The organism is Thermococcus piezophilus (assembly GCF_001647085.1).
GTDB classification, from domain to species: Archaea; Methanobacteriota_B; Thermococci; order Thermococcales; family Thermococcaceae; genus Thermococcus; species Thermococcus piezophilus.
Genome location: NZ_CP015520.1, coordinates 1 through 21,372, shown reverse-complemented (window position 1 = coordinate 21,372; position 21,372 = coordinate 1). Strand labels below are relative to the sequence as shown.

General features: G+C 52.4%; 18 protein-coding genes and 3 pseudogenes. 4 read left to right on the top strand and 17 right to left on the bottom strand.

Annotated elements, in window-relative coordinates; all coding sequences use genetic code 11:
• Positions 1–58 precede the first annotated feature (58 nt).
• From A7C91_RS11335 to fba, 10 genes and pseudogenes are all read right to left on the bottom strand, one after another.
• Entirely contained in the window at positions 59–355 is a 297-nt protein-coding gene (locus A7C91_RS11335) for a hypothetical protein (protein WP_234394396.1), read from the bottom strand.
• Between the two features lie 122 nt (positions 356–477).
• Positions 478–672, bottom strand: coding sequence for a hypothetical protein (locus A7C91_RS11330; protein WP_068663831.1), 195 nt, complete (start codon positions 670–672; stop codon positions 478–480).
• A 6-nt stretch (positions 673–678) separates the two neighbouring features.
• Positions 679–1,452 (bottom strand): alpha/beta hydrolase, encoded by a 774-nt coding sequence (locus tag A7C91_RS00095; RefSeq protein ID WP_068663829.1) that lies wholly within the window; start codon positions 1,450–1,452, stop codon positions 679–681.
• A gap of 66 nt (positions 1,453–1,518) precedes the next feature.
• Positions 1,519–2,175 carry a hypothetical protein gene (locus A7C91_RS00090; protein ID WP_068663827.1) on the bottom strand — a complete coding sequence of 219 codons (657 nt, stop codon included), beginning with the start codon at positions 2,173–2,175 and terminating at the stop codon, positions 1,519–1,521.
• A 2-nt stretch (positions 2,176–2,177) separates the two neighbouring features.
• Positions 2,178–2,471 (bottom strand): iron-sulfur cluster assembly protein, encoded by a 294-nt coding sequence (locus A7C91_RS00085; protein ID WP_082871956.1) that lies wholly within the window; start codon positions 2,469–2,471, stop codon positions 2,178–2,180.
• Positions 2,461–3,452 (bottom strand): annotated as a pseudogene (locus tag A7C91_RS00080) (ArsA family ATPase). Before A7C91_RS00080 ends, A7C91_RS00085 begins: the two are co-directional and overlap by 11 nt.
• Before the next feature lie 15 nt (positions 3,453–3,467).
• A pseudogene (locus A7C91_RS00075) lies at positions 3,468–3,728 on the bottom strand (DUF7990 family protein); the annotation flags it as partial.
• 41 nt (positions 3,729–3,769) lie between these two features.
• A pseudogene (locus tag A7C91_RS00070) lies at positions 3,770–5,366 on the bottom strand (carbon starvation CstA family protein).
• Between the two features lie 180 nt (positions 5,367–5,546).
• Complete coding sequence (locus tag A7C91_RS00065) at positions 5,547–7,298, bottom strand: pyruvate/oxaloacetate carboxyltransferase (RefSeq protein WP_068663825.1); 1,752 nt, start codon at positions 7,296–7,298, stop codon at positions 5,547–5,549.
• 130 nt (positions 7,299–7,428) lie between these two features.
• Positions 7,429–8,274 carry a class I fructose-bisphosphate aldolase gene (gene fba / locus A7C91_RS00060; protein ID WP_068663822.1) on the bottom strand — a complete coding sequence of 282 codons (846 nt, stop codon included), beginning with the start codon at positions 8,272–8,274 and terminating at the stop codon, positions 7,429–7,431.
• 99 nt (positions 8,275–8,373) lie between these two features.
• On the opposite strand from fba, the gene A7C91_RS00055 reads away from it, so the two are divergent.
• From A7C91_RS00055 to A7C91_RS00040, 4 genes are all read left to right on the top strand, one after another.
• Positions 8,374–9,108, top strand: a complete 735-nt coding sequence (locus A7C91_RS00055) for a biotin--[acetyl-CoA-carboxylase] ligase (protein WP_068663821.1) — start codon at positions 8,374–8,376, stop codon at positions 9,106–9,108.
• A gap of 103 nt (positions 9,109–9,211) precedes the next feature.
• Positions 9,212–10,486 carry a dicarboxylate/amino acid:cation symporter gene (locus tag A7C91_RS00050; RefSeq protein WP_068663820.1) on the top strand — a complete coding sequence of 425 codons (1,275 nt, stop codon included), beginning with the start codon at positions 9,212–9,214 and terminating at the stop codon, positions 10,484–10,486.
• Between the two features lie 126 nt (positions 10,487–10,612).
• Positions 10,613–12,070 (top strand): hypothetical protein, encoded by a 1,458-nt coding sequence (locus A7C91_RS00045; RefSeq protein WP_068663818.1) that lies wholly within the window; start codon positions 10,613–10,615, stop codon positions 12,068–12,070.
• 61 nt (positions 12,071–12,131) lie between these two features.
• Positions 12,132–12,776, top strand: a complete 645-nt coding sequence (locus A7C91_RS00040; RefSeq protein ID WP_068663817.1) for an alanyl-tRNA editing protein — start codon at positions 12,132–12,134, stop codon at positions 12,774–12,776.
• A 328-nt stretch (positions 12,777–13,104) separates the two neighbouring features.
• On the opposite strand, the gene csx1 is transcribed toward A7C91_RS00040, so the two are convergent.
• Genes csx1 through cas6 form a run of 7 tightly spaced genes read right to left on the bottom strand, consistent with a single transcriptional unit; the run spans position 13,105 to position 20,933 of the window.
• Positions 13,105–14,403: a CRISPR-associated CARF protein Csx1 gene (gene csx1 / locus A7C91_RS00035; RefSeq protein ID WP_068663815.1), complete on the bottom strand. Its 1,299-nt coding sequence runs from the start codon at positions 14,401–14,403 to the stop codon at positions 13,105–13,107.
• Positions 14,400–15,593 carry a type III-A CRISPR-associated RAMP protein Csm5 gene (csm5, locus tag A7C91_RS00030; protein ID WP_068663814.1) on the bottom strand — a complete coding sequence of 398 codons (1,194 nt, stop codon included), beginning with the start codon at positions 15,591–15,593 and terminating at the stop codon, positions 14,400–14,402. The genes csx1 and csm5 overlap by 4 nt, the downstream gene beginning before the upstream one ends.
• Complete coding sequence (gene csm4, locus A7C91_RS00025) at positions 15,590–16,459, bottom strand: type III-A CRISPR-associated RAMP protein Csm4 (protein WP_068663813.1); 870 nt, start codon at positions 16,457–16,459, stop codon at positions 15,590–15,592. Before csm4 ends, csm5 begins: the two co-directional genes overlap by 4 nt.
• Positions 16,459–17,331 (bottom strand): type III-A CRISPR-associated RAMP protein Csm3, encoded by an 873-nt coding sequence (gene csm3, locus A7C91_RS00020; RefSeq protein ID WP_068663812.1) that lies wholly within the window; start codon positions 17,329–17,331, stop codon positions 16,459–16,461. The genes csm4 and csm3 overlap by 1 nt, the downstream gene beginning before the upstream one ends.
• Entirely contained in the window at positions 17,328–17,885 is a 558-nt protein-coding gene (gene csm2, locus A7C91_RS00015) for a type III-A CRISPR-associated protein Csm2 (protein WP_394326655.1), read from the bottom strand. Before csm2 ends, csm3 begins: the two co-directional genes overlap by 4 nt.
• Positions 17,882–20,215 carry a type III-A CRISPR-associated protein Cas10/Csm1 gene (gene cas10 / locus A7C91_RS00010; RefSeq protein WP_068663804.1) on the bottom strand — a complete coding sequence of 778 codons (2,334 nt, stop codon included), beginning with the start codon at positions 20,213–20,215 and terminating at the stop codon, positions 17,882–17,884. The genes csm2 and cas10 overlap by 4 nt, the downstream gene beginning before the upstream one ends.
• Positions 20,216–20,219: 4 nt before the next feature.
• Positions 20,220–20,933, bottom strand: coding sequence for a CRISPR-associated endoribonuclease Cas6 (cas6, locus tag A7C91_RS00005; protein WP_068663803.1), 714 nt, complete (start codon positions 20,931–20,933; stop codon positions 20,220–20,222).
• Positions 20,934–21,372 lie beyond the last annotated feature (439 nt).

Genomic DNA, 21,372 nt, shown 5'->3' with positions numbered 1-21,372 from the left:
TTCAAGGAACTCTAAAATCCTGCTCCTGACTCTTTCTTTCTCCAGTTTTACTATCTCCTCAAGGAGAGCGTCTCTTCAAGCCCCTGATGAACCTGTAGCCGGGATAATAGCCCGTAAACCGCATTCCGAAGAGCTTATACCACAAGCCAAAGAACGGGTTCAGCGGTTCGTTTTTCTGGACTCTTCTTGAGAACTCCTCCTTGATATACCGCTCATTCCTTTCGCACCATTCGAACCAGCCTTCATGTTCTAGATGCCACGGTCTCCCTGTAAAGATGTCTTCGAACCCCTGGGCGAATCCCTCCGGGTACAGCCACATAAGGGCCTCCTCTTCGAGCTTTTCCAGGTTTTTCACTCCTTATGAGCTAGTGTACAATGTGTCCAAATTCGTGTGCAATCAGACCCTCACTCCTGTCGTACCGTCCAAGTTCAGCTACAGCCTCTAGGCCGAAAAGAATTGGGGGGCTTTCCTTTGAATTACATCACCCACCCAGCCCCGTTTTCTAGACTCTTGTCCAGCAGCCTTAGGTACTCTCTCCAGCTCGCTCCGTACCTCTCATAAGTCCCTCCAATTTTTTCAAAGAGCTCTGGATAGTTGCTGATGTAGGCAATCCAGCCCTCCGCACTCCCGCCCCAGTGTTCCATAAAATCATGGAAGGTGTCAAATGGCACCAAACTTCACCCTGTGTGTCTCACTATCCACTCCACTATCGTTCTATGGAACTCATTCCCCCATTCGGGGTCCTCGAATATCTCATGGTATGCTCCCTCGAACTCTGTAAGGGTTTTGTCTCTGACCGTTAGCTTTTCAAAAAGCCTTCTGGAGCCTTCCGGTGGAGTTATCTGGTCGCCGGTGCCAACTACGATGAGAACGGGCACGGTTACCTTATCTGCTTCTTCGTGAGCCTTCTCCATGTTGACGAAGATGCTCTTCCCGAGCTTGAAGGATATCCTATCGTGGACGAGGGGGTCGTTTATGTATGCTACAACAGCCGCGGGACACCTGGAGAGGAGCTCTGGATCGAGACCGTTGCCTATGGTGACACTGGAAAGAACATCTCCTAGCAGCTTTGCGAGGGTCACGAGAAAACCTGGTGTCTTGGGACTCTTCGCCAGCGCTGGGGAGGAAGCTATTACTCCCTTTATCTTATTCGGTCTGGTCTCGGCGTATCTGATAACTGCCAGGCCACCTAGACTGTGTCCAAATAGGAATGGCCTCTCCCCGATTTCGTCTATGATTTTATCAATTATTTCCAGGGCCTCTTCGACGCTTGTATGTCCCCTCTTGCCCCTGCTCCTCCCGTGGCCGGGCCAGTCGAATGTGTATACGGCAAAACCCGCCTCGTTCAGCATTGCAACAAGTTGCCTATATCTCCCACTGTGCTCCCCAAGACCGTGGACGAGGACCACCCAGCCGAGCATCGGCTCTCCAAACTTGGCCGTGTATACCATAGAGGGTCACCTTCCCCTAATTATGCTCAGGTTAAGACATTAATCTTTCGGAAAAGAAGAAAAGGGTTAGCTTGTGAATTGGCTTTCTTTCAGTTTCCTCTTTGTGAACTCGACGATTTTCTTGATGTCCTCTTCTGTAGTGTCCGGCTCGGGCTTCATGAAGATATAAAAGACGTTGGTCTTAGGGGTAAGTGAAACATGCTTGACGTTGTGCGGCTTGGAGAGACTCTCGACGAGATATTTGAGTAGCTCCACGTCCCTCTTCTTTTCGTAGAGTGCCTCGTACTTCTTCCCAGCTATTTCGACGATTTCCCTTTGGAGGAACTCCTCGTTCTCTATCTTGGGCTTCATTCTGTAGTAATCCTTCTGTATCAGATGCGCTTCGTGCTTTATCTGTGAGAGAGGCTTGATGATGATGTACAGCTTGTCGTGCCTGCTCGTGAGGAGCGCTATCGGGAAGTAGAGGATGCTCTGCCTCGGCAAAAGCGTCAGTGTATACTCGAACTTTCTAATGTTGTCGCGGTTTATCTTGTAGAATGCCCTAAAACCGACATAGCCGCCGAGCCATATGTATTCTTTGTTCTCTGGCTTGACAACGTCCTCTATAGAGCGCAGGTAGTGCTGCATGAGCGCTAGGTTCAGCTTCCTCCCCTTGAAGAACTGTATCGACGAAATGGCCGCGAGCACCATCAAAGCGAGTATAACTCCGGATGTTATCTCCATGATTAAACCTCCTCAGGTGGGTAATACCGTTGGAACGTCATATCATCGACTATTTCAAAGTATCCCAACTTGTCCTCTAACACCTTTGCCATGTCTCTCACAATACGCGCTTGGATCGGCCAGGTGACGGCCATTGCGAAAGGTTTGCGAGGCGTAAAGCGGGAGAAGGCCACGTATACGACGGTCTTATCTTCCTCGACGATAATCTTTGTCACGAGGCCCTCACTTACTATGTCCATCTCTGTGAAGGGGTTCTTCACATTCCTCAGCAGTTTGAGTATCTCCTCAGTCCTCAAGCACCATTCCTCCAAGTTCTTCGAGCCACTTCATCCCCCTCGGCTCCTCCGCGAGCATGGGGACCTTCACGACATCAACGCCCCTGAACTTCTTTTCGACCTCCCTCAGAACCCTCTCCTGGGCCTCGAGTCTGACCTTAAGTTCGGGTATATCCCTCTCTAGCGTGATGACCTTGTTTATGACTATCATGTTGAAGGACACCTTGAACTTCTTGAGGCTCTTGTAGGCCCTCTCTGTTTCGTAGAGCGGTAGCATCTCCGGGTTCATAACTGCAACTACGCTCGTCCTGTCTGGATCGGTTATGACCTTCTCAACGAAAGCAACCTCCTCGCGGTAAGTCCTCAGCTCCCTCATAACTGGATCCTCTTCCTCCTCCTTGGGCAGGGTGAACTCCTCACCTTCAAGCATGAACTTCTGCTCTCCGTGTATCTTTGCAACGGCCCTTCTGCGCTCCAAAATCTTTCTCCTTATCTCTATCAGCTTGTCCGCCCAGATGAGGGAAATCTTTGGCAAAGCTAAAACCCTCAGTGTTAGACCTGTGGGGGGTGTGTCAAAGATTATGACGTCCCATTCTTCACCATTAGAGAGTATCTCCCTAATAGCTTCGAGCGTGGCATACTCCTCTATGCCCGGGGAAAAGCTGAGCACCTCGAAATACTTCTCAAGGTTTATGACGGTCAGATAGCGGTACATGTGCTTGAGGTTATTCTCCAGGTGCTTGAGGTAGGACTTTATGAGCTTCTCCATGTCCAGCTCGCTCGCGTAGAGGTTCTCCATCAGCTTCTTCGGTTTGTCGTTGAGCTTTACCATGAAGACGTCGCCCAGGTTGTGTGCCGGATCGAGGGAGACTATGAGCGTTTTGTAGCCCCTCTTAGCGAGGGCCACGGACAGGGCTGCACTCGTCGTGGTTTTGTCCACTCCCCTTTTCCGATGACGAACACCGTCCTAAACTTTCCCGTTGGAATTAGATATTCCCTCATGCTACCACCTCCATCTATGTCGAACATCCCGGCTATCTCTGCAAATATGTCATCCATATTTATTGCCCTCTGTTGCATCACGTGCATCTCCTTGACCATGTGGGGCATAAGCCTAATCACAAGCGTCGTTGGGGGTGGGGGTATGCCAACGAAGGCTCCCATAAGGACGAGGGCGAAGACGTTCTCTAGCTCCCTGAGCTCGAACTCTATGTATTCCATTGACTGATGCCTGAGGGACTTCATAAACCCCTTGAGAAACTGCTTTATCGGCTCCAATGTTCACACCTCCGAAAAAACAAAATTAAAAAAGGAAAGGTTCAAGCGGTGGCATACTCCTCGGTCGGCTTCTTCCATGCCGCGTACCAGTCGAAGACGAGGAGCACGTTGAGGATCAGGCCAACGACGGTTATGAGGGACACCCATAACCCTGGCTTGATGACGACGAGGAACCAGGCCAGTGCTGTCGTAACTGTAATCCACAGGAAGATCGCTGGGATGAGGACAGCCCATTTCCAGGCTCCCTCTGGCCTCTGAATCTTTGCTACCCAGAGCGAAGCCGTCATCATGGCTATGCTCGCGAGCATCTGGTTCATACCGCTGAAAGCCGGCCAGATGATAAGCCAGTTTCCGCCCCAGGCCAGGTAGATACCGAAGATGGTGAGAATAAACGATGCAATCCACTTGTTCTTGAGGATCTCAGGTCCGTTGACCATCTCTATAATCTCCTGCCAGGCGAACCTTCCAAGCCTCGTCGCCGTGTCTAGAGTCGTGAGGGCGAAGGCCGAGACCCAGAGGCTGGCGAAGATGGTTCCGGTCTTGACATCTACGCCGAAGGCGTCGTTGAGACCGTAGGCGTAGCTCTTGGAGAAGATGGTCACCTTACCAATGGTTCCAGCCACCTGTGGAGCGTATATCTGAGCCCAGTTGGAGGCGGTTATGCTAACTCCCGCATCGGCGAAGACCTGGTATCCGTAGATGGCTATGGATGCGATGACGATGGTCGAGAGGAGACCCTCGGTGAACATTCCGCCGTAGCCGACCATAAGGCCGTGGAGCTCGTTGTCAAGCTGCTTGCTTGAGGTTCCGGAGCCAACTATGGAGTGGAATCCACTCAGCGCTCCACAGGCGATGACAAGCGGTATCGTTGGCCAGAAGGGTGACGGCTTACCGCCGACTACGTTGGCGGACCAGGTGGTGAAGGCTGGGACGGTGAAAGTTCCGACACCCTTGAGGCCGACGACGATGAACGCTAGACTACCTACTATGAGGCCGAACCAAAGGATGTAGGCGTTGAGGTAGTCCCTGGGCTGCAGGAGGATCCATACCGGGAGAGATGAGGCTATGATGACATAGACTCCGAGGACGATGTACCAGGTCTCCTTACTCATCCAAGAATTACTGCAACGCCTAAGAAGAGCAGCGAAGCGGTTGCTGCTTCTGGAGTGCTGACGAATATTCCTGAAATGACCGCGGCGAAAGCGGCTATGACGAGAACCAGCGCGAACCAGACGTAGAGCTCGAAGGCCATGCTCGTCCTCTTGCTCATGAGCTTTCCTGCGATCCACTGGATGGACTTTCCATCGTAGCGGACAGATGACATCAGAGCCAGGTAGTCATGGACGGCACCTATGAAGACATTTCCAAACCAGACCCAGATGAGTCCTGGCAGTCATCCCCAGGCCATAGCAATTGCTGGACCGACGATTGGTCCTGCTCCAGCTATGCTCGCGAAGTGGTGGCCGTAGAGAACCATTGGGTGTGCCGGGACGTAGTCAACGCCGTCGTAAAGCCTGTGTGCCGGGGTTGGTCTGTTGGGGCGGCCTTAACGACCTTGTTCTGGAGGCCCCTTCCGTAGGTAACGTACATCCCGACGTATATTGCAGCTGCTATCAAGATTATTACAGCGGAGTTCATGGTTGCACCTCCACGAAAGTTTTCGGAGTAGTATAAAATTGTGTTCATATAAATGTTTTCGGCGATGGGCTGAAAGTTTTTCGACTTTTAACTAAAAGTTAGAAAGATTACTCTCAACTTGACGAAAAAACTTTAAGCAGAGCGTAACTGGAAAAAGGGGGTAGACAAGAGCTCCTCCCGTCACCCTATTTCTATGAGTGCTTGTCCGGTGTCGACGGTTTGGCCTTCTTTGACGAGGATTTTCTTTACTACGCCGTCTTTTGGTGAGGGTATTTCATTCTCCATTTTCATTGCCTCAAGGATGAGTAGTCCTTGACCGGTTTTGACCTCATCGCCTTCTTTGACTAATATCCTGATGATTTTGCCCGGCATTGGGGCAGTAACTACCCCCTCACCAGCGGGAGCCGGTGCCGGAGTCGGGACACTAGCAGGAACGCTTGGAGCACTCGGAACTGCCGGGACGGGGGCACCGGCACTTGCTATCTGAGGCAGATACTTGAGGGCGCTCAGGTCAACTCCCTCAACGCCAACTTCGAACTCAACACCGTCGATGTACAGTTTAAACTTCTGGGCAGTCTTCGGGATTTCTGGTTTTCTAACTCCCTCCCTTCTGGCCTTGAAGAACTCCAGTGCAATCTGCGGGAAGAGACAGTATGTGAGGACGTCCTCTTCCTTCTCCAGATAGCCGAGTTCCTCGAGCTCCTTTCTACATTTCTCTAATACAGGCTCTAGAAGCTCACCCGGTCTCGCTGATACTGGTTCTTCATCTCCAAGAACCTTCGTCCTTAGCTCGGGGTTTATCTCTGCTGGAGGCCTTCCGTACAGGCCTTTGATGTAGTTCTTGACCTCGTTGGTTATCCTCTCGTATCTTCCGAAGAGAACGTTGAGGACAGCTTGAGTGCCGACTATCTGACTCGTCGGTGTAACCAGCGGTGGCCAGCCGAGGTCCTCCCTCACGTGCGGAATCTCTTCTAGCACTTCGTCGAGTTTATCCAGAGCCTTCATCTCCTTGAGCTGGGCTATGAGGTTGGAGAACATTCCTCCAGGAACTTGGTACTTCAGGACGTATGGGTTCACCATGAGGGCTTCCTTGTGGAGCAGGCCGTAGTACCTCTCCTCAATCAGCTTTTTGAGGTAGCGCGAGACCTGATGGATCAGTTCCCTGTCGAGGTGAGAGCCGACTGCCTCAGGCAGCGCGTGCCATATCGTCTGTATCCCGGGCTGGGCAGTTCCGAAGGCGAGGGGGCTTATAGCTGTGTCAATGAAGTCTGCCCCGGCCTCGACAGCCTTCAGGTAAGTCGCGACGGCCATTCCAGTGGTCGAGTGGGTGTGAACATTAACTGGGATGCCGTAGGTTTCCTTTATCTCACTCACCAGTTCGTAGGCCTTCTCGGGTGTCAGTAGGGCTGCCATGTCCTTGATGGTAATTACATCGACGTCCAGCTTTAGGAGCTCCTCCACCTTTTTCATGTAATATTCAAGGGTAAAGATTGGTCCGGTTGTGTAAGCTATGGCACCCTGAACCTCAGCACCCACCTCTTTGGCCTTCCTTATTGCCACCTCCATGTTCCTGACGTCATTAAGGGCATCGAAGACTCTAAAAATGTCTATCCCATTCTTGTGGGCCAGCTCGACGAACTTCTCGACGACATCGTCCGGGTAATGGCGGTAGCCAACGACATTCTGCCCCCTGAGCAACATCTGGAGCTTCGTCTTCCTTATGTGCTCTCTCAAAAGTCTGAGCCTCTCCCAGGGGTCTTCCTTCAGATAGCGGATGCAGACGTCGAAGGTCGCCCCTCCCCAGACCTCCATGGAGTAGAAACCTATCCTGTCCATCTTCTCAGCTACGGCAAGCATGTCCTCTGTCCTGAGGCGCGTCGCTATGAGCGATTGGTGCGCATCCCTAAATGTGGTATCTACTATTTCAACCATTGTGATCACCTGCCTTCTTGTTGTTTACTCCGTATATGCCCCTCTAACCATCAGTTGACTTAAAAAAGTTCCGACGTTAGAGGACATATTTTCCGTCAAACGCCGAAAAGAAGGGAGCAGAAGAAAATGCTCAGAGAAGCCCTTCGGCCTTGGCAGCCTCTTCTGGCTCTTCGTTGCGATGGATGACTCTTATGAGGGCCTTGATGAGTGGCTCTGGGTTTTCACGCTGGAAGATATTCCTGCCGACGACCGCTCCAGCTCCGCCGGCCTCTATGACGTCGTAAACCACCCTAAGGAAGTCAACTGGATTCTCGGTCTTAGCGCCACCGCTCAGAAGGACTGGAACTCCTGCTGCGGCATCGACCACCTTGGTGAAGGTCTCCCTTGAGCCCGTCCAGTAGGTCTTTATCATGTCGGCTCCGCTCTCAACGGCCGCCCTCGCGCCGTACATAACAACACGATAGTCCTCCTTTTTGCCGTACTTCTCGTTGATGTACGGGCCGCGCGGATAGGCGAACTGTACAACCGGGAAGCCCATGTTGTGGGCGTAGCTCGCTATTTCGGCGAACTGGCGCATCATAACGTCCTCCTGCGGCGAGCCCCAGTAGACGGTCGCCGCTATGGCGTCGGCGCCGAGCTTAATCGCGTCTTCAACAAAACCGAGCTGGCTCTGTAAGAGCTGCTCATCCTTTGGCCTCAGGTTGGTCTTGCTGGTGAGCTTTATCATAAGCCCCCTGTAGGGCTTAACCTCGTCGCCCGCTAACCTTACGAGGCCAGGGAGCATCATCACACCATCTACTCCTGCGCGCATGACCTTTCTTGTGATGATTTTTGGGTTAACGTGCTCCCAGTACTCCTCAAAATCTGTCGGTCCGTGCTCGAAGCCGTGGTCCATCGCGAATATCAGCGCCCTCCCATCTCTGCGGAAGAATCGCTTCAACCTTCTTCTAATCCCAACGCTCTGGTAGGCATCCATACTAATCACCGGGAGTGATATATATCTTGGAGGATTTAAGGTTTTCCTTGATAGAAAGTTGTTTAAGCCTCCCGGAGGATTTCCCTCGGCGGTGGTTTGATGTCGGGACTGGGCAGTGAAATTATTGGCCGTAAAATAATCCACCTTCCTGAAGTAGATTCAACCAATGAGTACGCCAAGCTCATCGCTCTAGATGAGCGTGAGGGGACGGTGGTGGTGGCGGACAGACAGACCGCCGGAAAAGGGAGGAAAGGCCGTACCTGGGCTTCCCCGGAGGGAGGCCTCTGGATGAGCGTAATCCTGAAGCCTAAGGCTGAGCCCAAGCACCTTCCCACGCTCGTCTTCATCGGGGCCCTGGCCGTTGTCGATACTCTCTGGAAATTCGGAATTGAAGCGGGCATAAAATGGCCCAACGACGTCTGGGTAAACGGGAGAAAAATCTGCGGGGTTCTTACCGAGGGGAGGATCAGGGAGTTCGTTATCCTTGGGATAGGCCTCAACGTGAACAACGAGGTTCCTGAGGAGCTCAGGAAAATAGCGACCTCGATGAGAGAGTTCCTCGGCCGTGAGGTTTCCCTGTCAGAAGCCTTCCACACCCTCATTAGGAATCTCGATCACTGGTACGGACTCTTTCTCGATAGACGATACGGTGAGATAATATCCGCGCTGAAGGAGAGGAGCATTGTCCTCGGGAAGGAAGTCAAGATAATCGACGATGAAACAGAACTCGTCGGCAGGGCTGTGGACATAGATGTGGACGGCGCGCTGATTCTCGAAACACCAAAGGGCAGAGTGCGGGTACTCCATGGCGACGTTTCTCTCAGATTTCTCTAAATTTCCCACGATTTTTTGTCATATTATCAACTTTTTTTGGTAAAAATTAATATAATGTCGCTATTAATGCTATTTCGATGTTATTCTTAAAGAGGTGAAGCCAATGGGAAGGGGGATATTGAGAACATATCTTGAAATTCCTGTGCTTTACAAGATCCTCGCTGGGCTCGTGCTGGGTGTTATCTTAGGCATGCTGGTTCCAGAGTATTCAGCAGCCCTAAAGCCGCTCGGAGACCTATTTGTGAGACTCCTGAAGATGCTAGTGATGCCGATAATACTGTTCTCGCTAATAGTCGGCGCCGCCAGCATCAACCCAGCGCGGCTCGGAAGGGTGGGCGTCAAGATAATCCTATATTACCTGGCCACATCGGCATTCGCAGTGTTCTTTGGCCTGCTGATGGGCAACCTCTTCAAGCCAGGAACTGGAATCGAGCTCGGAACCGGCTCTGGAAAGGCTATAGAGGCACAGGCTCCATCGCTCGTCCAGACACTCCTCAACATCGTCCCGACCAACCCCTTTGCAGCCCTCTCAAGCGGCCAGGTTCTTCCTACGATATTCTTCGCCATAGTCTTTGGAATAGCCATCAGCTACCTCATGAACAGTGAAGATGAAAGGATCAGGAGCTCAGCTGAGACGCTCTTCAGAGTTATGGATGCCGCCGCCGAGGCGATGTACAAGATAGTCGCCGGCGTCATGCAGTACGCTCCAATAGGTGTCTTTACTCTGATTTACTACGTCATTGGCCAGTTCGGCCCGAACGTCGCCGGACCACTCGTCAAGGTTGTCGTAGCGGTTTATCTTGGCCTCATCCTCCAGATTCTCTTCGTCTACGGCGTCCTGCTCAAGCTCTTCGGCATCGACCCGCTCAAGTTCCTCAGAAAAGCCAAGGACGCTATGATTACTGCCTTCGTTACGAGGAGCTCCAGCGGAACTTTACCCGTCACAATGCGCGTTGCCGAGGAGGAGATGGGCGTTGACAGGGGCATATTCTCCTTCACCCTGCCGCTCGGTGCAACGATAAACATGGACGGAACGGCGCTCTACCAGGGTGTCACGGTGCTCTTCGTTGCCAACGCCATCGGCCAGCCGCTGACACTTGAGCAGCAGCTCGTGGTCATCCTCACGGCTGTGCTCGCCTCGATCGGAACCGCTGGCGTTCCGGGTGCGGGAGCCATAATGCTGGCCATGGTGCTTCAGAGCGTCGGCCTCGGGCTCGTTGAAGGAAGTCCAGTAGCCTTAGCCTATGCCATGATACTCGGAATCGACGCAATACTTGACATGGGCAGGACGATGGTGAACGTTACCGGTGACCTAGCCGGAACGACTATTGTTGCCAAGACGGAGGGAGAACTGGACTCTTCAAAGTGGGTGGATTGAATCCTTCGCGCTTCTTCCTTTTTTTTCAGATTTTGTATTGGTTTCTTTTCTGGCCTTTCTGAGATAAAGTTAAATACTCCAAAGTGGCGCTAACTACCAGCACAGATAAAATGGAGGTAATGTGTAATGAAGCGAGTGCTGGCGGTGTTTCTTGCCGCGATTCTGCTGACCTCTCTCATCGGCCCGACCTTTGCGGAGGATTTCCAGCCCAAAACGTACAAGCAGAACTTCGTGTTTACGATTCAGATTTTGCCCAACGGGAGCGCTAACATAACCATGAAAACCGTCTGGCTGGGCCCAAAAGACGAGATAGAGAAGCAGATAGAGATGATTCTCAACGAAACAAATCAGAGCAACGTGACCATCGAGGAGGCCGTTCAGAAATTCGAACAAGAGCAGCTCAGGAGGTATATAGAGAGCCTTACCCAGGCCGGCATGAAGCTCGTGAACGAGAGCGTAAAGTCCTATGGCATAGAGAGTGGCGATAACATCACGATACTCTTCAACGCCATTGCCCTCAACTTCGCCAAATACTATTCCTACGGTGATTATTGGGAGGTTCAGGTCGACCCCACGAGGGGCTATGCAACCCTTGCCATCCCGGACACGGGCCTCCCATTCGCCATCGAGATGAACAACACCTTCATCGTGATGCTCCCTGAAAATGCGACCCTTCTGAGCTATCCCAGGCCCTTTGCAAAGCAGTACAACCAGAGCAGGTTCTTCGTCACCGCTGAAGCCCAGGACGATATGGTCATAATAAAGTCCCAGATTTACCTTGAGCCGTTCCTGCCACCAGAAGGCTACCAGGCGCTCTTCGGGGACTACAAGGACTACTACATCAGATACAAGGCCCCCTACAAGGGCGAAGAGCAGTACCAGAGGAGTGTTATGAACGAGTACGTTACCCTTGACGTCTACGCCAATGGTACCATAAGGCTCCACATGAGGGACGAGTACATCGAGCCTAAGTCAGAGGTTCTTGCGAGAAAAGCTGAGATAGCTGCCTACGGCGTCAGGAACGTCACCGAGTACATCCTCAGGACGTACTCAATAGCCCTGGGCTATCAGGGCGCCCTCGTTGACCACGGTAAGGTTACCATCCTCGGCCTCAACGAGACGGACGCGCCGCTGACAATCGACGCCGAATACCTCGTTAGGAACTTCACCAAGTTCGTGAACGGCTCCTACGTTTACTCCTTTGACCCGACCATGGGCATCACCAACGGCCTCGGCGACAGGATGGAGTATGAGGTGAACCACACCCTCAATCTGACGATTAACCTCCCTGAGGGGGCGGCGATACTGGAGGTTCCCCAGAACGTGAGCAGGGACTTAAATGGCAACAGGTTCGTGCTCACTACTGTTGTCGAGGGAAGGACGATAAAAATCACATCGAACGTCTTCCTCCGCTACGGAGCTCCAGTAGACGATGTAAAGGAGCTTTTGGCAAACTACACGACCGCCACCGTCAAATACACCCTGCCCGAGGAAAAGAAAAACCTCACCACGACCCAGATTGCTGGCATAGTGGGAGCCTTGGTTCTCATAGGCCTCGCGGTTGCGATATGGAAGAAGCGCTGAGCCTTTCTTTCTTTTCGATATTCATTTAAACTTGTTCCCCAACTTTTCTATGGTGGTGGAAGTGACGAGGAAGCTCTACTACGAGGATGCCTACATGAGGGATGCGAGGGCAAAGGTTCTTGAGGTTATGGAAAACGCCCTTCTTCTCGACCAGACGGTGTTCTACCCTACCGGCGGCGGCCAGCCCCACGACAGAGGAACGATAAACGGCGTCGAAGTTCTGGACGTCTATAAGGACGATGCTGGAAACGTCTGGCACGCCGTTGCTGAGCCGGGGAAGTTCAAGCCAGGTGACGAGGTCGAGCTCAAAATAGACTGGGACTACAGGTACAAGCTCATGCGCATCCACTCGGCCATGCACCTCCTCGAGCACGTCCTCAATGAGGTTCTTGGGGAAGGCAACTGGGAGCTCTACGGCAGCGGGATGAGCGTCGAGAAAGGTAGGTATGACATACTTTATCCGGAAAACATCAACCAGTACAAGGAGAAGATTATAGAGCTGTTCAACAAATACATCGACGAAGGCGGCGAGATGAAGATATGGTGGGAAGGGGAGACGCGCTACACTCAGATAAGGGACTTCGAGGTCATCCCCTGCGGCGGGACGCACGTGAGGGACATAAAGGAGATAGGACACCTCAAGAAGCTCAAGCGTTCCAGCCTCGGAAAGGGCAAGCAGAGGCTTGAGATCTGGCTTGAGGACTAAGTCTGGCTTTCTTCTTTTTCCAGTGCTCAAAGCAGTGAACCCCGCTGGGGGAGTTTATCGGTATTGCCCTCTTCCCGTTCTCGTTCTCAAAGGAGAGGGTGTTCCCCTTCCGCTCAAGGATACCCATCTAGGTAATGTAGTAGGCCTTTTTCATTGGAACAACCTTCAGCGACTTATTTGACACAATTCTGTCCCACGTGAATCCTCCCCGGCACTTTGGGAGGAAACCCCCGGGAACCTTTCCACACGACTACGTTCTACGGAAACTCGTCAGGGACATTCTGTCTGGTTTGCTGACACCCAGTAAGCTCATAATTGGTAACACACCTTAGCTCTCCTTCAGCGCCCTGCTTACGATGTCCTCCACCTTTTTGAGTCCCACCGATGTGTACTTCAGGTGGGTGTGCCTTCCTGCCTCTTCCTCGGGCCGTTCAGGCTCCCAGGCCTCCATCGATATTTCGACGACGTTCGCTTCGAGGCCGGCGTGGGCGAGCACGTTCCTTGGACTCACCTCCCGGTTGGCGGCGTCAAACCCAAGGAAATCCCGCAGGGGAATGTCCCGCGGAAATGCCCCTTTCCTTGCGTATTTTATTGCTTTATCCTCAATCTTACCGAGCTCCACTCTTGCCCTCTGCAGGGTGCTTCCGCGGAAGAGCCTATCCGAGACGCTGTAAAGTTTGCCGATGGAGTATGGTTCTTCTACGAGTAGGCCCCTGGTTATCCTCGCTTGGAAGAGGAGCTTGACGAGCGTTCCAAAGCCACTGCCAAAGGCCAGTCTTCGTGTTACTGCCTTTTCTTCGGCGTTAACGGCTATTGCTCCCTCCCACGTTTCGGCGAGCTCCTCGATATATAATTCCAGCCATCCAATGTCGGGGAACTCTTCCAGAAAAAGAAGGGGGAGCCCGAAGAGCAGAGAGCCAATCCACGCCTCAAGCTTTTTCTTCTCCTTTCTCAGGTTCTTTAAAGTGTTCAGAGAGCCCTTGAGCCTTACGAACTCGGCCCTTTCCATTGAGTACGGGCACAGGTACTCATCAAAGCCGGATAAGGGCTCAGATAGGGGGGCTGGTTTGATCGTCGTCGTTTCTATCGTGTTTATGCTCAGCTCCCTCGTTATCTTGGGAACGAACGGGTCGGAGTTGTAGGCGTGGAAGGTGACGGTGTTCATTACCGCCGCGATGCCCAGGAGGTCTTTGAGCGCCCTATACGTCAGCAGGGTTACGTAGTTGAGCCCGTGCGTCGAGTCAAAGTGGACTTCGAGATCGCCTTTGGTTGGGATTATCTCAGAGAGGGCGTGGAGAACGTAGTGGTAGGCATCCATAGCACTTCCCCTGAAGCTCCCGTGGGTGAATTCGCCTATCCCGGGGGCGATAATGACGTCTACCTCTCTGCCGGCTCCTATCCTGTCGAGGAAATCCGTAACCCTATTCCTCACGTCCTCTCTCAGAGTCTCCACCGAGGAGAAGTCCTTCCCAATAGTGTCCGAGAGAACTATGACGGTCCAGTCCGGTTTGATGACCTTTTGAAGTATCGGGAGTGTTGAGGGCCCTACTGAGGTCTCTCCCCCAAAGCGATACTTGGTCTCTTTCCATCTTTCAAAGTCGCCCCAGGAGACGACTAGGAGCTTCATTCCAGCACCACCCACCCCATGGGCATTCCGTCGGCCAGCCTCCTGGTCTTGGGGAACTCCCTTGAGAAACCACTCCCACCGGGCTTCTTTCCGAGTCCGAGTTTTTTCCTCACATTCTCCCACTTGTAGCCCCTCTCAACAAGGAGCAGTCCTATCGTCATCGCCAGCCAGCCACTTCCCCATCCAAGCCTCAAAACGTGCCCTGGGTATTCCTTAATGGAAGTATAGAAAGACTTAACCTGTGAGGAATATCCCCTAAATTTTTGAATTTCTTTAACTTCTTGCTTCATTACCTCTCTGTAAAACTCATCAACAGCCTCCCACAGGAAGTCTTCGAAGACCTCCCCCGGTTCTCCTCTCTCTTTAAGGCACTCCCAGAGGAGACCGTTGAAGTAGTCGGCGTTAAGCCTGAGGGCCTCGGTGTCCACATGTATCTCGACGTCCGTAGCCGCTCCAGATTCAATGGCTTCGACCCATATCGGTATGGGTTGCGGATTGCCAATGACCTCAACGCGGTAGACCGCCAGGTGCTTTCGGCCTACTGGTTTGCTGTCCCGAACGATGAGCGCTTTCATCGGGTCGCGCTTCGGTTCGTAACGGATTTTAGACCGGCTATCAGGCTCCATCCCGAAGACTATGGCTTCGAGCAGATCGTCAGCGCGTTTTCTGTCTACCCTGTCCCTTGAAAGGGAGCTCATGTAGTAGTCGAGCACGTCCTCATTCCGTCCAATGTCTCTCGCAACATCACCGTTTACCTTTGAGACGACCCTCATGACCGCCCGGGCATCGCCGCACTCCTTTAGGGCTTTGTAAAGCACCGCGGTTCTTATCGCCCCCTTGAGGGACGAGCCCGGAATGTAGGGCCTTCCGTTGAGCTTGATGAATTCCTTTATCTGCATGCTCTTTCTCCCAATCTTTCCATGGATTTTTAGGGTGTATATGGAATAGTCCGAGGGATCGAGGTGGAACTCCTCGATATAACCCTTCCAGATGTATGCGTCCCCGGGAGGATTCTTGAGCAGGGCGAGTATCTCGTTCAGCTCCACCCCAAGGTTCATGAGGTCGTTCACGAGCCTCTCAGTGTCAAGGACATGGATGATGTTTTCCCGAGGGTAGATGTCCACCGGCGTCAGCTCGTTCCCGGTTCCGATATGAAGTGGCGAGAGAACTTTGAGTGTTCGCTCGGTCATTCCAGACCCTCCGGGAGTTCAACGCCCAGCGGGAAGGTGAGACCATAGACGTAAACTTCATGGCTTAAACCCAGCTCAAGCCTTTCCATCCTTCCCGGATCATTTTTCACGATTGAGCCCTCTGCGATGAACGTCATCCGCGGCTTCCTCCTGCCGAAGCTCCAGCCGCCTTTCCTGAGGAGCCTCCAGAGCACGGGGGTTTTGGTCGGGAGGGCATTCGAGAGGGTAACGCTGTACTCGCTTCCAGGTGCGTCTATTTTCATCTCGTGGAACTCGACCTCAAACAGCCCTGCCCCCCAGGCCGATTTCCCACCTATGCCCGTGTCGCCGAGGAACCTCATGGCCGGCGCTATATATTCATCGAACACCTCCCGCGGGCCTGAATAGAGGAAGTAGACTCCGCTCTTCTCTCTAAACCTGATCTCCTCCCAGAAGTATATCGAAGAATCCTGTGTAACCCTGTCAAGGACAACTCTGGGCACGTCCACTCTGGCGTAGGGAATTTCTTTTGGGATAGTGAAGGGCCGCAGCCGGAGTGCAAGCTCGAAGTTTTTGAGGTCGAGGTACTTCGCCTTTCTGAGCCTCCTCGCCGTTGTATAGCGCTCCTCCTCATCGAGCCCTGTGAGAATTCCCTCCAGAGCCGGCTCAACGCTCAGGGGCTTTGGTAGGTAGTAGGTGTCTCCGGAATATGGGAACGCGGAGCTTATCCTCGCACCGCCCATGAAGGCATCCACAAGTTCCTCGACAGCCGATTGTCCATGGATGGCTGAGGTTGCGTTTCCTATTGCTCCGAAGAGCGTGTCAGCCCTTGGGATGTCCCGAAACGGCCCCTTCGGGATGAGCTTTACTGCAATGAACTTCGGCATCACCCTGCCTCCAGCTTGCCTTCCACCTCCGAGAAGAGGGAATCAACTCCTCTGAGTATATCACTAACTGACTTCTCCCTGGCGTCAATTGAAACGATGTCCTCATCTTTGCCCGTCCTGTAGTAGTCCAGAGGCCTGAACTCAAATCTATCAATGATGAACTCCACTTTTCCGTAGCCTCTCGAACCGGAACCGCCGAGATAGCTGTCTTCAAGGAGTGCCATGGCAGTTAGGAGGTTCTTGATGTCGTCCCTCCAGTGTGTGGTGTTCTCCACGTTGTAGATTATCTCAAACTTGAATTCCGCGTCGGCGACGACACGTTCGGTGATTCTGAGGTTCGCCTGGGATGTAACACGGTCTATACCGACCTCTATCTTAGCCTCGGTTATTGCCTCTCCAGCGCGCCACTTCTCCTCCCACTTCTTGGTGAGAAACGCGTCCCTGACGATGATCCTCGATGGGAAGTTGCTCTCATTTCCGCTGGCACCAAAGAGTCTGCACACTGGACATGCGAGGGCAGTCTCGTAGTCAGGACAGGCGTGTATCCATCCATTGTGAATCTTTTTGTTGAAGAACTTGCCGCAGTTTTCCCTATTCTCTGGTCTACAACTTCCCGGGGAGTATTTTGAGAGAGAGGGGTATTTGTCCTTCCACTCGGCAAGTTTTGAGTTTACAAGGACTTCAAATAGGTTCCTGAGTCTCCCCTTGAGCGAGGAACCGGGTATGTATGGCAATCCAGTGTAGGGGTCCTTTATGACTGGATTGTCTATTCCCCCGATTTCCAGAACCTCCCTCTGAGAACCTATATGGAGCCCGGTAACGGCCTTTATCTTACCCTTAATTACAATCTTGCCGTAAAACATCCTGTTCATCTGTCTTTCCCCCCGAAAAACTTGTGATAGGCAACAACAGCTTGGAGGAAATCGTAAAACTTTTCAAAGTTCTCCGCCTTAGGGTCTTTCATCAACACTTCAAGCATAGGATCAAGGATTTTATGAAAAGCTTCCAAAGGACTTTTTGAGCGACCGGTGGCCCTTCCAACAGTATAAGCCAAAACGTAGCGTATTCTAACTATATCGTCGCGTATATCTTCGCCCTTATTCCTTTTGAGCTTTAGCTCAACATTTCTTGCCATTTCGAGTATCCTTCTCACCTGGTTGGTCTTCAGTCCTTGAGCAACCAAATATGATGCCACGATGACAGCATGAGACAACTTCTCTTCAGGTTTCCAGGCCAAATAATCCCTGGCTTTTTTGACTACCCCCTCAAAGTAGAGTCTTATCATTTCCAACTTTCTCTGCTCCAGCGCAGCCTTTATGTCCATAACATCCGGGAACTCCCCGAAGAGCTTTAGGGGGTCAACTGTAGAACCTCTACCCCTATATCCCGGTTTTCTCATGTGGTTTCCATACCTCAATCCATTCACCTCCTAACCGCCATGAGCACGATTTTCAAAACCCCATCAACCCAGTAAACCGGCTGGGGTTCTTTCCTCTCGATGGCCTTTGTGTCTATGCCAACCAGCTCCGGGAACAGATCAGAGAGACCGTGCCTTCCGAGCAGGTATGCGGTCAAGTAAGCCCAGCGGACGTCGTTCGGGTCTCTGACGTAAAGCTCTCTTATTTCAAGGAGCTTCCAGAGAAGACCCTTCTTGGACTCCAGCTTTCCTTTCAGCCTTCCGTTTCCGGCGTATATCCTCGGGGCATAGGTTCTCCAGAGCTCCTCGTAATGGCTCCACCCGTAGGATAGCTTGTGCTTCCCATCAAGCGGTCTGCTCCTCCCGACAACGAAGACCCTGTTTCTGCCTTCATCTTTGGCCGTGTCAAGCCTTTCACTTACAACATCCGCCATCCTGTATATTGGCGTGCGCTCGTCGAAGTAGCCGAGGCCAACCGAGAGCGTCAGCTTTCCGCCGGTGTAGGCATTGAACGCCCTACGCACCTTGAATGCGAGCTCGAATATCTGGTCCCATGCCCCAACGATGAAGAAGTCGTCGCCGCCGGCATAGACGACGACAATATCTGGTTCCTCAGGCCAGTCCCTCAGAGAGGGGACGTCTCCTATGAGGTAGCCGAACTTTCCCTCGATTATCGCCCTGAGGTAGCCCTTGAAGAAGTAGTCCATGAATCTCGACGCCGTTGCGAGCTTTGACGGGCTGTCCATCGAGATGAAGAACTCTCCAAGACTGTCCACATCCCCCTTCATAACGCCAAGCCTTCTCGTATCGGTTGACGCCATTGAAAGCTCTTCAAACGTCGCAACTCCTCCCTTAGGGTCTTTCTTGAAGTAGTCCGCCACGAAATACGGGACGAACTGGGCACTCTCGGGGATTCCACTGGGGTCGAGTGTGTTCTTAACCAGAATTTGTTCTCCGACGGGCCTGCTTCCCGGAAGGTATGGGGCGAAGCCCGAAAAGGGCCCCTCAACGAGGACTCCAGCGTCGTTTTTGTCGGTTTGCCCAAATCCGAGCAGCTTTGGAAGGTTACCCCCGAGGCTGATGAGCCTGTTGCACGTGGGACATACTTTGGTCTCGGGGTCAGAGGCAGAAGGTTCGAGTTTTCCCTCAGGAAGCTCTCGGCCGCATACGGGACACTCCGCTAGCCTTTCGGTGTGCCCGTGCTCGAAGAGGCCCTTTATCTCGCCGAAGCGCTTGAGCTTTCTCACAGTGAGCTTGTGCTTGAGCCTTTTTCTGGCCTCCGCAAAGAGGTTTTTCCCACCTTCTCTTCCAAACTCCCTGCCGGAAACAGGCTCCCATTCTATGGCAAGGTATAGATCACTCTCAAACTCGCGATAAAGCCACTCTACGGCCTTCCCCCTTATCTCTTCCAGCTCCTCTATGGCATCGGGGGTGTTCTGGGCAATTATCATGAAGTGACCGCCCGCGTTGAATATCACGTTGGCCCTCGTGAGGCCCAGCCTTGAGAGTATCTCAAGCACGACGTCCCAGCCGATGAGTTCGAGGTATGCACTCCTTGCGCGGAGGTATTTCAAGGTTCCTTTTCCGCTCACGCGGTAGATGAAGTCCTGTATTCCGGAAAAGTCCCCCTCAATGAGTAGAAAACGTTTCTCTTTCCTGCATCCCCCGGACCTAACGTCCTCGGCGGTGCATCCGGAACGAAACATCGCAAGGGCTATTGCTGAGGTCATTTTCATGTGGTCATATAGCGAGATGACATTCCCCTCGCTCGTCACGGAGCTGACGAAGGTCAGGTACTTTTCGAGAACCGGCAGGAGTCTGTCGCTCCCAAGCTTGGCCTTGGAAAGTTCTTCCCAGAGCCTCTTGACCAGCTCTCTGTAGTCTTGGGACCTGATGGAAAAGACGTCCCCCGGGACTGGAAGTTCTTTCTCGAAGTCCAGCTCAGCCCAGGGATAGGCTTTCTTTGGGTTGAACACGGAGTACAGCGGCCTTGACGCCTGCGGCTGCCCCTCTTCCCTTTCGCCCGATGCCAGGTTATCGGCCTCGTAGACTATCCAGAGGGCGTTGAGGACGTCATCTACCGCGAGGCCAAAACGCTCGGGGGAGGCCTCCTTTATCCTCTTTATCATCAGTTCATCTTTTTTCATGTGCCCCCTGTGATGGAACTCGGAGAAAAGGGAAAGGAGCTCGTATTCTGCCCTTCCGGTGTTCCGGGCTAAGTCCTTGAGGAACCTCGCACCCTGTGTGGAATGATCTCCGGAGTAAAGACCTGCCCGCTGCACGGGCTTCCCTATGTCGTGGAGAAGCCCGCCCAAGGCGATCAATTCATCGATTTCCACCAACTCACCCCCTTATTGGGTTCAAAAAGCCGAATCCAAGGCTGTTCTTCTCGCCCAGCCCGGTCTCCATTATGAACCTGTAGAACCTCCGCTCTTCGGACTTTATGCGCTCCTTTTCGAGAAGCTCCCAGTTGGAGCCGATGACTGGGAACAGAACCCCCTGCTTGACGACCTTGACGTAAACGTCGAGCTTGCCGTTTTTCCTCAGCTTGGGTATCATCCTGTCGAATATCGGCCCTTCTAGTGTAAACTCGTCCCCGTAGAACGCATTGTATTTCTTCTCCGCGTTCTCCTTCAGCCGTCTCAGGAAAAAGTTTAGGTCTCTATGGGAGTGGAGCTTGAAGTACTCGTTTTTCCGTGAGTCCCGGTATAATACCACCGGAGAGCCCGTTTGAAAGCGTTTTTTCAGGGGGAGTCTGAACTTCTTCAGCTCGTCTATAATGAGTTCCTGGGTCCCTATGTACACTCTGACCCTGTCCTTCAGGCTGGAGTGGAGTGCCCTGATGAATCCCTCGTCCGGGGAGGAGACTAAGAAGGTCGGCCTTCCCAGGGAGTCTATGAAAACGTCCGAGAAAGTGAAGAACTTGAACCTCGATGCGTCGTGATTTTCCCCATACTCCGTGCCCTTCAGCATGTTGTAGATGAACCCCTGAACGGCGTGCTTGTTGGGATAACTAAACCCACCATCAGGGAAATAAAAACTGACCTTAATGCGCATAAGCTATCCTCCCCGGAAGGTTACCGTCTTTAACGTGCATGCTTTATCCTTATAACTCTTGTGGTTGTATGTCCCCTCTTATAGTCCTGTGGAAATCACGTTTTACCCCTCCGTTTAATATCCACCGACTCTACAGAAACGTTTCGGTCAGGCTTTTAGCTCGTTCGTTAGCTCCCGCTCTTTTCATACGAGCCGTTCTACGGAAACCAAACGAGATAATAACAATACAGCCGCCAGATGGAAAGATATGGGGCTTTCACACAATTCTGTCCTACTGAAACTTTGAAGGATGAGGAGTGGAAGGTTTTTTGGCTTGATGATGAGTTTCCACACAATTCTGTCCTACTGAAATGGAGGCCATTCTTAATTTTCTTGCACAGAGGAATGATGTTTCCACACAATTCTGTCCTACTGAAACTCAATAATAGAAGCAGACGAT

What these genes read in the sequence shown, in the direction of transcription:
- csm3 (WP_068663812.1), bottom strand. Translation starts at nt 17,331, where the DNA reads ATGAACAGGATGTTTTACGGCAAGATTGTAATTAAGGGTAAGATAAAG.
- A7C91_RS00095 (WP_068663829.1), bottom strand. Translation starts at nt 1,452, where the DNA reads ATGGTATACACGGCCAAGTTTGGAGAGCCGATGCTCGGCTGGGTGGTC.
- A7C91_RS00065 (WP_068663825.1), bottom strand. Translation starts at nt 7,298, where the DNA reads ATGGTTGAAATAGTAGATACCACATTTAGGGATGCGCACCAATCGCTC.
- csm4 (WP_068663813.1), bottom strand. Translation starts at nt 16,459, where the DNA reads ATGCCGAAGTTCATTGCAGTAAAGCTCATCCCGAAGGGGCCGTTTCGG.
- A7C91_RS00090 (WP_068663827.1), bottom strand. Translation starts at nt 2,175, where the DNA reads ATGGAGATAACATCCGGAGTTATACTCGCTTTGATGGTGCTCGCGGCC.
- fba (WP_068663822.1), bottom strand. Translation starts at nt 8,274, where the DNA reads ATGGATGCCTACCAGAGCGTTGGGATTAGAAGAAGGTTGAAGCGATTC.
- csx1 (WP_068663815.1), bottom strand. Translation starts at nt 14,403, where the DNA reads ATGAAGCTCCTAGTCGTCTCCTGGGGCGACTTTGAAAGATGGAAAGAG.
- cas6 (WP_068663803.1), bottom strand. Translation starts at nt 20,933, where the DNA reads ATGCGCATTAAGGTCAGTTTTTATTTCCCTGATGGTGGGTTTAGTTAT.
- A7C91_RS00045 (WP_068663818.1), top strand. Translation starts at nt 10,613, where the DNA reads ATGAAGCGAGTGCTGGCGGTGTTTCTTGCCGCGATTCTGCTGACCTCT.
- csm5 (WP_068663814.1), bottom strand. Translation starts at nt 15,593, where the DNA reads ATGACCGAGCGAACACTCAAAGTTCTCTCGCCACTTCATATCGGAACC.
- A7C91_RS00050 (WP_068663820.1), top strand. Translation starts at nt 9,212, where the DNA reads ATGGGAAGGGGGATATTGAGAACATATCTTGAAATTCCTGTGCTTTAC.
- A7C91_RS00055 (WP_068663821.1), top strand. Translation starts at nt 8,374, where the DNA reads ATGTCGGGACTGGGCAGTGAAATTATTGGCCGTAAAATAATCCACCTT.